Annotated in this window: 9 protein-coding genes and 1 riboswitch; of the genes, 6 read left to right on the top strand and 3 right to left on the bottom strand. The window is 64.9% G+C overall.

Going from position 1 to position 12,807, the window contains the following annotated elements; genetic code table 11:
• Positions 1-5 precede the first annotated feature (5 nt).
• Both CLU91_RS05600 and CLU91_RS05605 read right to left on the bottom strand, forming a co-directional pair.
• Positions 6-1,265 (bottom strand): lipoprotein-releasing ABC transporter permease subunit, encoded by a 1,260-nt coding sequence (locus CLU91_RS05600; protein ID WP_100873360.1) that lies wholly within the window; start codon positions 1,263-1,265, stop codon positions 6-8.
• 117 nt (positions 1,266-1,382) lie between these two features.
• Positions 1,383-2,660 carry a lipoprotein-releasing ABC transporter permease subunit gene (locus tag CLU91_RS05605; RefSeq protein WP_100876595.1) on the bottom strand — a complete coding sequence of 426 codons (1,278 nt, stop codon included), beginning with the start codon at positions 2,658-2,660 and terminating at the stop codon, positions 1,383-1,385.
• Between the two features lie 160 nt (positions 2,661-2,820).
• Between CLU91_RS05605 and CLU91_RS05610 the strand changes: the two genes are divergently transcribed.
• From CLU91_RS05610 to CLU91_RS05635, 6 genes are all read left to right on the top strand, one after another.
• Positions 2,821-3,873: a hypothetical protein gene (locus tag CLU91_RS05610; protein ID WP_100873361.1), complete on the top strand. Its 1,053-nt coding sequence runs from the start codon at positions 2,821-2,823 to the stop codon at positions 3,871-3,873.
• Positions 3,870-5,570, top strand: a complete 1,701-nt coding sequence (recJ, locus tag CLU91_RS05615; RefSeq protein ID WP_100873362.1) for a single-stranded-DNA-specific exonuclease RecJ — start codon at positions 3,870-3,872, stop codon at positions 5,568-5,570. The genes CLU91_RS05610 and recJ overlap by 4 nt, the downstream gene beginning before the upstream one ends.
• A gap of 588 nt (positions 5,571-6,158) precedes the next feature.
• Positions 6,159-6,245: riboswitch (cyclic di-GMP riboswitch) on the top strand.
• 82 nt (positions 6,246-6,327) lie between these two features.
• Positions 6,328-8,952 carry a S53 family peptidase gene (locus tag CLU91_RS05620; RefSeq protein WP_100873363.1) on the top strand — a complete coding sequence of 875 codons (2,625 nt, stop codon included), beginning with the start codon at positions 6,328-6,330 and terminating at the stop codon, positions 8,950-8,952.
• Between the two features lie 134 nt (positions 8,953-9,086).
• Entirely contained in the window at positions 9,087-9,524 is a 438-nt protein-coding gene (locus tag CLU91_RS05625; RefSeq protein ID WP_071076812.1) for an MbcA/ParS/Xre antitoxin family protein, read from the top strand.
• A 2-nt stretch (positions 9,525-9,526) separates the two neighbouring features.
• Positions 9,527-10,225, top strand: a complete 699-nt coding sequence (locus tag CLU91_RS05630; RefSeq protein ID WP_100873364.1) for an RES family NAD+ phosphorylase — start codon at positions 9,527-9,529, stop codon at positions 10,223-10,225.
• A gap of 52 nt (positions 10,226-10,277) precedes the next feature.
• Positions 10,278-10,598 carry a DUF2288 domain-containing protein gene (locus tag CLU91_RS05635; RefSeq protein ID WP_100873365.1) on the top strand — a complete coding sequence of 107 codons (321 nt, stop codon included), beginning with the start codon at positions 10,278-10,280 and terminating at the stop codon, positions 10,596-10,598.
• Here the strand turns inward: CLU91_RS05635 and CLU91_RS05640 are convergent.
• Positions 10,595-12,736 (bottom strand): TonB-dependent receptor plug domain-containing protein, encoded by a 2,142-nt coding sequence (locus CLU91_RS05640; RefSeq protein WP_100873366.1) that lies wholly within the window; start codon positions 12,734-12,736, stop codon positions 10,595-10,597. The two genes, CLU91_RS05635 and CLU91_RS05640, sit on opposite strands and share 4 nt — an antisense overlap.
• Between the last annotated feature and the right edge of the window lie 71 nt (positions 12,737-12,807).

Consider the following 12,807-nt stretch of genomic DNA (forward strand, 5'->3'; position numbering starts at 1 on the left):
GTGGTTTATTCATAGCGCAGGGCTTCCGCAGGTTTCACGCGGGCAGCCCACCAGCTTGGGTACAGGGTCGCCAAAAAGGCGAGGATCACGGCCAGCACGCCAATCTTGGTGACGTCGGGCCAGCGCAGGTCGGACGGCACGGTGCTGATGAAATAGATGTCCTTCGAGAGGAACTGCACGCCCAGCAAATGCTCGATGAAGGGCACGATGACGTCGATATTCATCGCCACCAGCACGCCGCCGCCGACTCCCAACATCGTGCCCAGGATACCCACCAGCGCGCCCTGGATCATGAAGATCTTCATGATGGAGCGAGGGGAAGCACCCAGCGTGCGCAAAATCGCGATATCGGCCTGCTTGTCCGTCACCGTCATCACCAGGGTCGACACCAGGTTGAAGGCGGCCACGGCGATGATCAGGGTCAGGATGATGAACATCATGCGTTTTTCCGTCTGCACGGCAGCGAACCAGTTGGCATTCAATTTCGACCAGTCGCGCAGCCACAGGTCGCCCGGCATGGTCTTTTTCAGTTCCGCCGCCACTTGCGGCGCCTGGTTCATGTCGGCCAGGCGCAAACGCAGGCCGGAGGGACCATCGAGGCGCAGCAAGCGCTGGCCGTCTTCGATGTTGATGAAGGCCAGACCCGCGTCGAATTCATTGTGGCCCGCCTGGAAGATGCCGCTGACGGTGAAGCTGCGCATGCGCGGCAGCACGCCGGCCGGCGTGACCTGGCCCTGCGCCAGCATCAGGGTGACTTTTTCGCCGAGGTTGACGCGCAAGGCGCGCGCCAGTTCGATGCCCAGCACGATATTGAAGGTGCCCGGCTGCAGCGCCTTGAAGCTGCCCATGCGCGTCTGGCCGGCCACGTCGGAGACGTTCGGCTCTTCCTCGGGCAGCACGCCGCGCACGATGGCGGGGCGCAGCGCATCGTCGCGCAGCAGCATGCCCTGCGTTTCCACGAACGGCGCGGCGCCTTTCACGGCAGGATTTTTAAAAGCCTGCGCCGCTTCCGCGCGCCAGTCCGGCATGCTGCCGCTGTTGTCGAACACTTCCACGTGGGCCAGCACGGACAGCATGCGGTCCGTCACTTCCTTCTGGAAGCCGTTCATCACGGACAGTACGACGATCAGCGCCGCCACGCCCAGGCCGATGCCAGCCATGGAAATGAGCGAAATAAAAGAGATAAAACTGTTGCGGCCACTGCGCTTGCCGGCCCGCGTGTAGCGCAAGCCGACCAGCCATTCGAAGGGAAGATTTTTTAACATGCTTGTGAAGTGATTGATTCTTGTGTAAGCGACATGCCACCGTGCTGACCCAATGGCGAAGTGCCGGGGTCGGACCCTGAGGGTCCGACCCCAGGTTCTGCCTTGGGGCTGATTTTCTTATTCATAGCGCAGCGCCTCGGCCGGCTTGACACGCGCGGCGCGCCAGCTCGGGTAGATCGTCGCCACCAGCGCCAGGCCAAAGGCGATCAGGCCGATCTGCGCCACGTCCAGCCAGTGCACGTCGGACGGCACGGCGCTGATCTGGTAGATTTCCTTGGAGATGAAGTGCAGGCCGAAGATGCCTTCGATGAAGGGCACGATGACGCCCACGTTCAGCGCCAGCACGACGCCGCCGATGACGCCCAAAGCACTCCCCAGCAAGCCGACCAGCGCGCCCTGGATCATGAAAATCTTCATGATGGAAAACGGCGACGCGCCCAGGGTGCGCAAAATGGCGATATCGGCCTGCTTGTCGGTGACCGACATCACCAGGGTCGAGACGAGGTTGAACGCGGCCACGGCGATGATCATGCTGAGGATGATGAACATCATGTTCTTCTGGCTTTGCACCAGCGCATACCAGCTGGCACTGGCGCGCGACCAGTCGCGCATCCACAGCTGGCCCGGCATCGAGGCCTTGAGTTCGCGCGCCACCTGCGGCGCCTTATTCATGTCGTGCAGGCGCAAACGCAGGCCGGACGGGCCGTCGAGCTGCAGCAACTGCTCCGCATCAGCCATGTTGACGAAGGCCAGGCTGCCATCGAGTTCATTGTGGCCCGCCTCGAAGATGCCAGATACCTTGAGCGCGCGCATGCGCGGCATGACGATGCCAGTGGCCGGGTCGCCCGCCTTTGGCTCGCGTTCCAGCATCAGGGTCACGTTCTGCCCCACCTTTACGTCGAGCGCCTTGGCCAGGTCGATGCCCAGCACGATGTTGTATGAACCTGGCGTGAGATCCTTGAAACTGCCCTGTTTCATCTGGGAGGACACGCTGGAGACGGTGGCTTCCTGCTGCGGCAGCACGCCGCGCACGATGGACGGGCGCATGGTTTCGTCGTTGAGCAGCATGCCCTGGGTTTCCACGAACGGCGACACGGCTTTGACTTGCGGATTTGCGTAGGCGGCGCGCTCCTGCGCCTGCCAGTTCGGCATGGAACCGCTGGTGTCGAACACCTCGACGTGGGCCAGCACCGACATCAAGCGGTCGGTGACTTCCTTCTGGAAGCCGTTCATGACGGAGAGGACGACGATCAGGGCGGCCACGCCCAGGCCGATGCCGGCCACGGAAATGAGGGAAATGAAGGAAATGAAGCTGTTGCGGCCACTGCGTTTCCCGGCACGCGTATAGCGCACGCCGACCTGCCACTCGAAAGGAAATTGTTTGATGATGCTCATGCGCTCCCGCGACAACGTGATATGCGAGCGCGCAGTGTGCCACACAAATGGTATTTCATGCGCGAAACACATCACCGTGGCGCCATTTTTCCGCACCCGGCGGCTAGGGAAAAACCGCGGGAACTACTCCTCCAGCGCCACAATCGCCTACAATCTCGGGATGAATCAACTTACCCTCGTCCTGCCCTTCGCCTTGCCCAATGCCGAGCTGGCTGCCGACCTGCTCAAGGTCTTGCAGGCGCCCGCCCTGGCGGCCCTGCTGTCGCGCACATCCGTTTGCAATTTAGAAACTTTTGACAACGCCAACCGCCTGCTGCCGCACGAAGCGTGGCTGGCGCATGCCTTGACCCTGTCGCCTGCGCCCAACGGCGAGGCGGCGCAATCGGCCTTTGCGGCCCAGGCCATGCGCGGCTACGGCCTGGCGCCGGAACCGGGCGCGCGCTACTTCCTGCTGCATCCGGCCCACCTGGCCATCGCCCGCAGCCATATCAGCCTGGAAGACTTGCGCCAGCTCAAGCTGAGCGAGGATGACGGGCGCGCCCTGTTCGACATTGCGGCCCCGTATTTCGACGAAATTGGCCAGCCCCTGTCGTATGGCGACGCGGGCACCTGGTTCATGCGCGCCGATGGCTGGAGCGACTTGCAGTGCGCCTCGCCGGACGCCGCCACCACGCAAGACCTGTCCGTCTGGATGCCGGAAGGCGAGCACGCGCGCGCCGCGCGCTGCCTGCAAAATGAAGTGCAGATGCTGTGGCATGAACACCCTGTCAACGCGGCGCGCGAGGAGCGGGGCTTGAAAGCCATCAATTCCTTCTGGATCTGGGGCGCCAGCCTGGCCAACGCTGAAGCTGCGCGCTGCGCGGCCAGCCTGCATACCAGCGACGCAGCGGGCTGGCTGGCCGCACTGGCGGAACCGGCGCAGCGCGATGCCAGTCCAAACAGTGTGCTGGCAAGCGGACAGGATGCGATCGTCGTGCTGGGCGGCCTGACCGAAGCGGCGCAAGCCCAGGAATGGGGCATGTGGCTGCAGCAGTTGCAAGCGCTGGAAGCGCACTGGTTCGCGCCCCTGCTGGCGGCCGTCAAGGATGGCCGCCTGGGCCAGCTGCGCCTGGTGCTGAGCCACCGCGACGCCTGGCTGGACTGCACCACCAGCAAGCATGCGCAGCGCAAATTCTGGCGCGCGATTACCCTGAACAAGTTGAAAGCATCATGACCCGTACCCGCATCGCCACCCGTCCCTGCCCTTACCGCGAATCCGAATTGCTGCGCCAGGGCGGCATCCACCCCGTGCTGGCCCGCCTGTATGCTTCGCGCGGCTTGACGGACGCGGCAGAACTGTCGAGCGAACTGGCGGCCCTGATGCCGCCGTCCGGCTTGCTGCACATCGGCGCGGCCGGCATCTTCCTGGCCGACGCCATTGCCGCCAAGAAACGCATGGTCATCGTGGCCGACTACGATTGCGATGGCGCCACCGCCTGCGCCGTGGCCATCCGCGGCTTGCGCGCCATGGGCGCCGACGTCGATTTCATCGTGCCCAACCGTTTTGAATACGGCTACGGCCTGACGCCGGAAATCGTCGAATTGACGGCCCGCGAAAAGTCGCCCGACATCATCATCACCGTCGACAACGGCATCGCCAGCATCGATGGCGTGGCCGAAGCGAACCGGCGCGGCATCGAGGTGCTCGTCACGGACCACCATTTGCCGGCCGACACCCTGCCCGACGCGGCCGTCATCGTCAACCCGAACCAGCCCGCCTGCGGTTTCCCCAGCAAGAACCTGGCTGGCGTGGGCGTGGTGTTCTACGTGTTGCTGGCCCTGCGCGCAGAAATGCGCCGGCGCGGTGTATTCGATGCGCAGACGCAGCCCAAGCTCGACAACCTGCTCGACCTGGTGGCGCTGGGCACGGTGGCCGACGTGGTGCGCCTCGATACGAACAACCGTATCCTCGTCGCGCAAGGTCTCAAACGCATGCGCAAGGGCAATATGCACGCGGGCGTGGCGGCGCTGTTTCGCGTGGCGGGCCGCGAAGCGCGCAGCGCCACGCCGTTCGACCTGGGCTTTGCCCTGGGACCGCGCCTGAATGCGGCCGGGCGCCTGCAAGATATGTCGCTGGGCATCGAATGCCTGATCACGGACGACGAAGGCCGCGCCTGGGCGCTGGCGCAGCAACTGAACGACATCAACCTGAAGCGCCGCGAAATCGAGGCGGACATGCAGGATACGGCCCTGCTGCACCTCGACGCTTTCGAGCCGGCCAACAGCAGCACCATCAGCGTGTTTGATGAATCGTGGCACCAGGGCGTGATCGGCATCGTCGCCTCGCGCCTGAAGGAAAAGTTTTATCGCCCGACCATCACGTTTGCGCCCGGCGCGGACGGCTGGATCAAGGGCTCGGGCCGCTCCATCCCCGGTTTTCACTTGCGCGACGCGCTCGACCTGGTGTCGAAACGGGCGCCCAGCCTGATCGACAAGTTCGGCGGCCACGCCATGGCGGCCGGCCTGACCATCCGCGCCGACGCCTTCGACGCGTTTTCCCAGGCCTTCGAGGCCGTGGGCCAGGCATGGCTCAGCCAGCAACAGTTGGAGCGCGTCGTGGAAACGGACGGCCCACTGGAAGACGCCTACTACACGACGGCTTTCATCGAGCTGATGGATGGCCAGGTGTGGGGCCAGGGCTTCGCCCCGCCCGTCTTCTGCGATGAATTCCGCGTCGTCAGCCAGCGCATCTTGAAAGAACGCCACTTGAAACTGCTGCTGGAAAAGAACGGCGTGCGTTTTGATGCCATCTGGTTCGGGCATACGGACGCCTTGGGCGAACGCACGCGGGTGGCGTTCCGGCTTGATGCGAATGAATACAATGGCACCACGAAAGTTCAACTCATGGTAGAGCACGCCGAACCTGTGTAGTGACACCTGACAGTACCTACTGCGCGTCGGTATAGGCTGCCTGCGATGCTCACCGTACTAGAAGTACGGTTGCGCTTCTCGACCGCCTCTCCCTTCCGCTCGCTACGGTACTGTCAGGCGTTGCGACGTTTGTGGTCTTATTGCTGTATCTCATGCTTACCTGGAACAATGTCGCATCAAACCACTGCGGAAGCTGGAACCAGCCTCCACGCTACCTGAAAGCGGCACCATGCTGACCAACCTGAACCACTTCACGCTGCCCGTGCGCGGCCTGCCGCGCAGCGCCATATCCAGGCATGGTGTTCGCGGCTGACGTTTGAAAACAGCATATTCGATAAATTCGTTAAATTCATTAAATCAACAGAAAAACCAAGCGCCGTAGTTGTGAAAAAACACTGTCACGCCTCGATACCCCTCTGATAACCTTGCCTATAAGGCTTAATCAAGCTGGCAAGATTGCCTCCGGCAATAGGCAAATTCGCCACATATCATTGCAATAATGAACATATTCATTAAAAATAGTTAACACTTATTTGGCAAATTCACTAGAATTGATAACGCATCAGGGAATCCCCAATGATGCGTGATCAGTTTTGAGGGCAAACCCGTCGAAAGGCGGGGACGCAAAGCCACCGGCCTACCGCGCGCAAGCGCCACGGCAGCGGGGCTGCCAATGCAGGGCCGGGACCGCCAGCGCGCGGCACCCTGCCAAATGCATTGTCGAGATGTGGCCCTCGCCAACTCGGAGAGTTTCGCCATGAAAAAAAACATTCCCCCGCATTCCCGTCACGGGCGCCTGCTGCTGGGCGCCACTGCGGCCATCCTGCTGGGCGCTTGCGGCCCGGGCCAGGAGACATCGGCACCGCCCGCCGCCATTGCCACGGCGGCAACCCAATTCACTGTCGACGTGCCCGTCATCCCCGCCGCCGTCGGCGCGCTGGTGGCGCAGCCGATGTTCCATGCCGCCCCCGCCCTGCTCGATGCGCCTGACGGGCGCGACAGCGGCAACAGCAGCGGCTCGGCCCACTGGCGCCCGCACATGCAGCGGGTACCCGATGCCATGACGGAGATGTCCACGCGGCGCCTGACGGCGCAGAGAATCGCCGCCGCGCAACAGGCGGCGCAAAACATCGCGCCATTGCTCGATGGCGGCGGCGCGAGCGACACCGCCGCACCGATGGCCGGCAGCAGCGTGGTGGCCACCTACTCGCCCGCGCAAATCCGCGCCGCCTACGACTTGCCCGCGCTGCCGGCGGCAGGCACGGCGCTGACGCCGGCCCAGGCGGCACAGCTGGGCGCGGGGCAGACGATCTATATCGTCGACGCCATGCACAACCCGAACGCAGCGGCCGAACTGGCCATCTTCAACCAGAAATTCGGCTTGCCCGCCTGCACCACCAAGGCCATCGCCACGAATGCCACCCTGCCCTTGCCGCCCGCGCCGGCCAGCGGCTGTGAATTTTCTGTTGTCTACAACACGCCATCGAGCACGATGACGACCACCGCGCCCGCCTATAACTCGGGCTGGGCCATGGAAATCGCGCTCGACGTGCAGTGGGCGCATGCCACGGCGCCGCTGGCGCGCATCGTGCTGATCGAGGCGCCCGACGCTTCCATCAACAGCCTGCTGGGCGCCGTGCGCCTGGCCAACCTGATGGGGCCTGGCGTCGTGTCGATGAGCTTTGGCGCCGCCGAAGGCAGCTGGACAGCTTCCGTCGACAGCGCCTTCACGGGCAAGAACATGACGTATCTGGCCGCCACGGGCGACTCGGGCAGCGGCGTGTCCTGGCCGTCCGTGTCACCGAACGTGCTGGCCGTGGGCGGCACCACGCTCAGCTACAGCGGCAGCGGCGCGCGCAGTGAATCGGCCTGGTCGGGCACGGGCGGCGGCATCAGCGCCTATACGGCACTGCCCTCCTACCAGAGCGCCAGCAACGTGCCGGGCATGACGGGCTTGCTGCGCCGCAATGTGGCCGACGTGGCCTTCAATGCCGACCCCGCCACCGGCCAGTACACGGCCGTGATGGCACAGGGCAGCAGCACCGCCAGCTGGCTCAGCATCGGCGGCACCAGCCTATCCACGCCACAGTGGGCCGGCCTGGTCGCCATCGCCAACGCCAGCCGCGCGCTGCAGGCGAAGACGGCGCTCGGCTTGCCGCACAGCATACTGTACGGCCAGATCGCCACCGTACCCGGCACCTTTGCCAGCAGCTTTGCCGACATCACGCGCGGCAGTAACGGCACTTGCGGCGTGTGCACGGCCAGGGTCGGCTACGACCCGCTGGGCGGCCTGGGCACGCCCAACGTGAAAAGCCTGCTGGCCAGCCTGTCGGGCACGCAGATCGCGCCAACAGCCCCCGTGGTGGCGCCGGCCAGCATCAGCGGCGCGGCCGGCAAGCCGCTGTCGTTCACCGTCTCGGCCAGCGCAAGCAACCCCCTCAGCTACAGCATGCTGGGCGCGCCGGCCGGCATGAGCATCGCCGCCACGGGCGTGGTCAGCTGGGCCAACCCCATCGCCGGCACGTATGCCGTGACCATGGTCGCCAGGGATAGCGTCAGCGGCCTCAGTGGCCAGGGCGTGTACGCCATCGTGATCACCCCCGTCGCGCCGCCCGTCGTCGGCACCGGCGCCATCACGGGCAAGGTAGGCACGGCACTGGCGTTCAACGTCAGCGTCTCCGCCCCCAATCCCGTCAGCTACACGCTCGCCGGCGCACCGACCGGCATGAGCATCAGCAGCGCAGGCCTGGTGAGCTGGGCCGCGCCGCTGGCGGGCACCTATGCCGTCACCGTCACGGCCAAGGACAGCAAGACCGGCTTGAGCGGCAAAGGCCTCTACACGGTGGCGATCGCCGCCCCGCTGCCGCCCGTGGTGACAGTGTCCAGCGTCAACGGCAAGCCCGGCGTGGCCCTGTCGTTTACGGCAACGACGGTGGCGCCCAACGCCGTCACCTACAGCCTGTCGGGCGCGCCGTCGGGCATGAGCATCAGTGCGGCCGGCATCGTCAGCTGGGCCAGCCCCGTGCTGGGCACGTATAGCGTGACGATCATCGCCAAGGATAGCAAGACCGGCCTGTCGGGCCAGGCCGTGGCGACGGTGAAAATCGCCGCCGCCGGGCCCACCATCACGGCCGCCGCGATGACGGGCGTGGCAGGCAGGGCCATGAGCGGCAGCATCGTGCTCACGGCGCCAGGGGCGACCTCGCTGCGGATCTCGATCGACGGCGCGCCGCTGGGCATGCAGTTTTCCATGAGCGGCCTGACCATCACGGCCTATTGGCCGCAACCGGTGGCCGGCAGCTATACGCTGAAGGTGGTGGCGCTGGACAATAACGGCTTGACGGCGCAACTGACCGTGCCGGTGATCGTCACGGCAAGATAAACCAGCACGGCTTGCCAATGGGGCGTAGCGGGACACCTGTCCTGCTGCGCCCCTTTTGCATGTGCGCGCACCTTGCAATGAATCCCGAAACGGAGTATAAATAGTCCATAAACAGAGTTTTTTGAGGAAATACCATGAATCTCGCCTACGCCTACCCCAAGAGCCGCTTCGAGCCGGCCGTGCTCGTCGACCTGAATGCCAAAGCCGAGCGCGAGCGATTGTCGCAGGCCGCACTGAAAGGGTTTTTCAAGCTGGCCGCCGCCTGGAAGCTGCGCGATGACGATGCGCGCGAGTTGCTGGGCGGCCTGTCCAGCAGCGCCTGGTACGAGTGGAAAAAGCACCCGGACCGCGTGCTGGAAGTGGACCGCATCACGCGCATTTCGTATTTGCTGGGCATCTACAAGGCCTTGCACATCCTGTACGGCGACAAGCTGGCCGACGAATGGGTGAGTTTGCCCAACAAAAACCCGATCTTCGGCGGCCGCACACCGCTGTCGCAGATGCTGGCCGGCGGCTTGCTGGCCATGCAGACGGTGCGCAAGCTGCTCGACGCGCGCCGCGGAGGACTGTAATCGTGCCTGCCACCGCCCATGACCACCTGCCGCCGCTGGCCGCCCTGCGCCAGATCGACACCTGCCGGTTGATACCCTCGCGCTTCGCCGACATGGAAGACTCCGTGCTGGCGCCGCTGGCGGAGGACGACGATCACCTGCGCGAACTGTTCGAACTCGATAACGCGACCAACGCCCGCCTGGTGGCCGAATATGGCGGCACGCCAGGAATTGGCGTGGACGAGCTGGTTTTTGGCGTGCCACACTTTCGCATCATCAATGCCGCCTACACCTACGCCCGCCCGGAAGGGGCGCGTTTCAACGATGGCGAGCGGGGCGCCTGGTATTGCGCCTTCGACATGAAAACGGCGCTGGCCGAGATCATTTTCCACAAGACCGTGGAATACCAGGAAATCGACCATTTCGACGACAGCGTCAGCTACCAGTCGCTGCTGGCCGATTTTTCCGCCAGCTTCCACGACCTGCGCGGCCAGCAGCGCTACCAGGCTTGCCTCGATCCGGCCAGCTACATCGCCTCGCAAGACCTGGCCGCCATCCTGCTCGAAGCCGGCTCCATGGGCGTCATCTTCCCCAGCGTCCGGCACGCCAGCGGCACCAACCTGGCCTGCTTTCGCCCTGCCCTGGTGGGCAATGTTCGCAAAGGTGGCGCCTATCGGTTAACATGGCAGGGTACGCCGACGCCGCGCGTGGAAGCCCTGTAAGGCCAGCGGGCCGCGCGCAACGGCACCCGACTCACCAAACATTGATACTCGCATGCAAACCAATCCTGAAAAAGACACCGAACTGCGCCTCAAAGTGAACAGCGAAACGGCCCGCCTGGCCTGGAGCGAACTGGAAAAGCACTTCGCCCAGGGCAGCGTCGTCTGGGTCGCCAATGAGCTCGACCTGGTCGAAGTGGCCGTGCGCATTTCGCACGACGACAAGTCCACCATCACGCAATGGATGGTCGATGGCAAAGTGGCCAAGGTGTCGGACCAGCAGGCGCTGGACTGGCAAGCGTCCGATGCGGCCCTGTGGGCCGTCGTCGTCAGTCCGTTCATATTAGTCCAGCAGGAAAAGCCGACGCAGCACTAGAGACTGCGCTCGAACAGCAGGCGCAGCGAGGCGCTGCCATCCAGGCGCGTCACGCTGTCGCTGCGGCCCGCATCATCGACATACGATTGCCCTTGCAGCTGTCGCTGGCGCAGCACATTGGCCGCCGCCAGGCGCACCCGCGTTTTCGCGTCCGGCTGCCACAGCGCATACGCGTCCAGGGTGCGCCGCACGCCCGCCTGGCTGCTGGCGTGCGCATCGAGCCGCGCCAGGCCGCCCGTCTGCACGTGCAGATTGCCACCCAGGCTGATCCTCGGCGAGCACCGGTAATCGAGTCCCAGGTTGAGCGTGGCCGGCACCTGGCTGGCCAGGCGGTTGCCGGGACCCGGCACTGCGGCCACGCTGGACCAGTTGCGCCCCGCATTGGCGCGCACGTCGATATCGGGCGCCTGCACCCACCAGGTCCGCACGGGGAACTTCACATCCAGCTCGACGCCGCGCACCGTGGCCGTGCCATGGTTGAACGGGCTGGCCGTCCAGATGCCATCGCGCTGGAACAGGCGCTGCACGGTGACGTCGCTGATGCGCCGCGCGTATGCCGACACGCTGGCTACGCCGCTCTTGCCGAAATAGCTCTCCCAGGCCGCATCGAGTCCCCATGCCAGTTCCGGGCGCAGCCCGGGATTGCCCTGGAAATCGGGATTATTGGCGCTGTTGCCATTGTTGATGGTGTAGCGGCGCGGCACCAGGTTGCGCGTGGTGGGCGCCTTGTAGGTGCGCGCCAGCGCCAGCCGCAGCTGGTCGCGTTCCTGCTGCGGCGGTTTCCACAGCAGCTGCGCCACGGGACTCCAGACGCTGGCCCGCGTGCGCACTTCGCTCAGGGTGCGGCCTTCGGTCGCCGTCTGCAAGCCTTCCCAGCGCACGCCCGCATACATTTGCAGGCGCGGCGTCACATCCCATTCATCCTGCGCATACAGGGCCAGGCGCCGCACGTCGGCCGTGTAGTCTTCATCGAGCGCATACGGCGCGCCACCGGCAAGATACGTGTCGCGCTGGCGGCGCGATTCGCTGCGGCGTATCAGGCTGCCATCCCAGCCCGCGCTCAGCGCATGCCCGCCGCCCAGCCGGCCCAGGTATTTGCCGCTGCTGTTGACGCTGTCGTCGATGGCATCGGACACGACGCCGCGCAGCAGCAAAGGAGCGCCACCGGCCGCCGCGCCAAGGAAGACGTAATCCGTATCGCGCCGGTTGTGGTTGACGCTTAGTCTGGCCGTCAGCTTGCCCGCCGCCCCCAGCGGGTGCGTCCAGTTCACGTCGTTGCGCGCCGAAAACACGCTGGCCTGCGACGTGGCGCCATTGCGCGGATACGCCGTGGGCATGCCCAGCAAGGCCGTTTCGCTGGCCTCGCCGTCAAATCCCGTGCGATACCAGTCCAGCAGGCTTTGCCAGATGATGGTATCGCCATTGTCCAGGGTCCATTGCAGACGCGGCGTCAGGCTGGCCTTGTTGACGGACGAGGCGTTGCGCGTGCGCGTTTCGCGGCGCGCCAGCAGCGTGCCGGCCGGATCGGACATTGTTTCAGTCGTCCTTCCCGCCACGTCATCGGCCGTGCGCTCCAGCGCGCCCGTCAGCGCATAGGCGAAACCGGGCAGCTTGTTTGCCACGCGCAAGGACGCGGCAGGCTGCCAGCGGCCGTCCTGCCGGCCCGCGCCCAACTTCCATTCGCGCTCGGCGCCGCTGGCGCCCTTGCGCAAGACGACGTTGATGCTGCCGGCGACGGCTTGCATGCTGTATTCGGCCGTCGCGCTGCGTAAAATCTCAATGCGCTCGATCATCTCGGGCGCGATCGATTCGATGGAAAATCCCGGTGGCGCGGGGTCGCCGTTGATCAGCATTTGCGTGTAGCCGGCGCCCAGGCCGTGCATGCGCACCTCGCCGCCGACGACGGAGACACCGGGCTGGCGTTTCAGGACCGCCGCCAGGCTGCCGTCGCCATATTGCGCCAGGTCGTCGCGGCTGACGATGATCTTCGCGGCCGTTTCGTCGCGCCGCTGCTGCATGCCGCTGGCGGCCGAAATGGCAACTTGCTGCAGCGGCGCATCCCCGGCGCAGGCGGCGGCGGGCAAAAGCAGGAAAAAAAGCGGGGATAAAAACGGAAAATACTGGCTGGCGCTGCGCATGATGCCTTTTCTACACTGCGGCTAAGGAAGCGCGCAGTGTAGAGGATTTGACAATACGCAGCAAGCGGCTT

Source organism: Janthinobacterium sp. 64 (genome assembly GCF_002813325.1).
In the GTDB taxonomy this organism is placed as follows: domain Bacteria; phylum Pseudomonadota; class Gammaproteobacteria; order Burkholderiales; family Burkholderiaceae_D; genus Janthinobacterium.

Excerpts from the sequence above, each read along its gene's own strand:
- CLU91_RS05600 (WP_100873360.1), bottom strand. The coding sequence starts at position 1,265 with ATGTTAAAAAATCTTCCCTTCGAATGGCTGGTCGGCTTGCGCTACACG.
- CLU91_RS05605 (WP_100876595.1), bottom strand. The coding sequence starts at position 2,660 with ATGAGCATCATCAAACAATTTCCTTTCGAGTGGCAGGTCGGCGTGCGC.
- CLU91_RS05610 (WP_100873361.1), top strand. The coding sequence starts at position 2,821 with ATGAATCAACTTACCCTCGTCCTGCCCTTCGCCTTGCCCAATGCCGAG.
- recJ (WP_100873362.1), top strand. The coding sequence starts at position 3,870 with ATGACCCGTACCCGCATCGCCACCCGTCCCTGCCCTTACCGCGAATCC.
- CLU91_RS05620 (WP_100873363.1), top strand. The coding sequence starts at position 6,328 with ATGAAAAAAAACATTCCCCCGCATTCCCGTCACGGGCGCCTGCTGCTG.
- CLU91_RS05625 (WP_071076812.1), top strand. The coding sequence starts at position 9,087 with ATGAATCTCGCCTACGCCTACCCCAAGAGCCGCTTCGAGCCGGCCGTG.
- CLU91_RS05635 (WP_100873365.1), top strand. The coding sequence starts at position 10,278 with ATGCAAACCAATCCTGAAAAAGACACCGAACTGCGCCTCAAAGTGAAC.
- CLU91_RS05640 (WP_100873366.1), bottom strand. The coding sequence starts at position 12,736 with ATGCGCAGCGCCAGCCAGTATTTTCCGTTTTTATCCCCGCTTTTTTTC.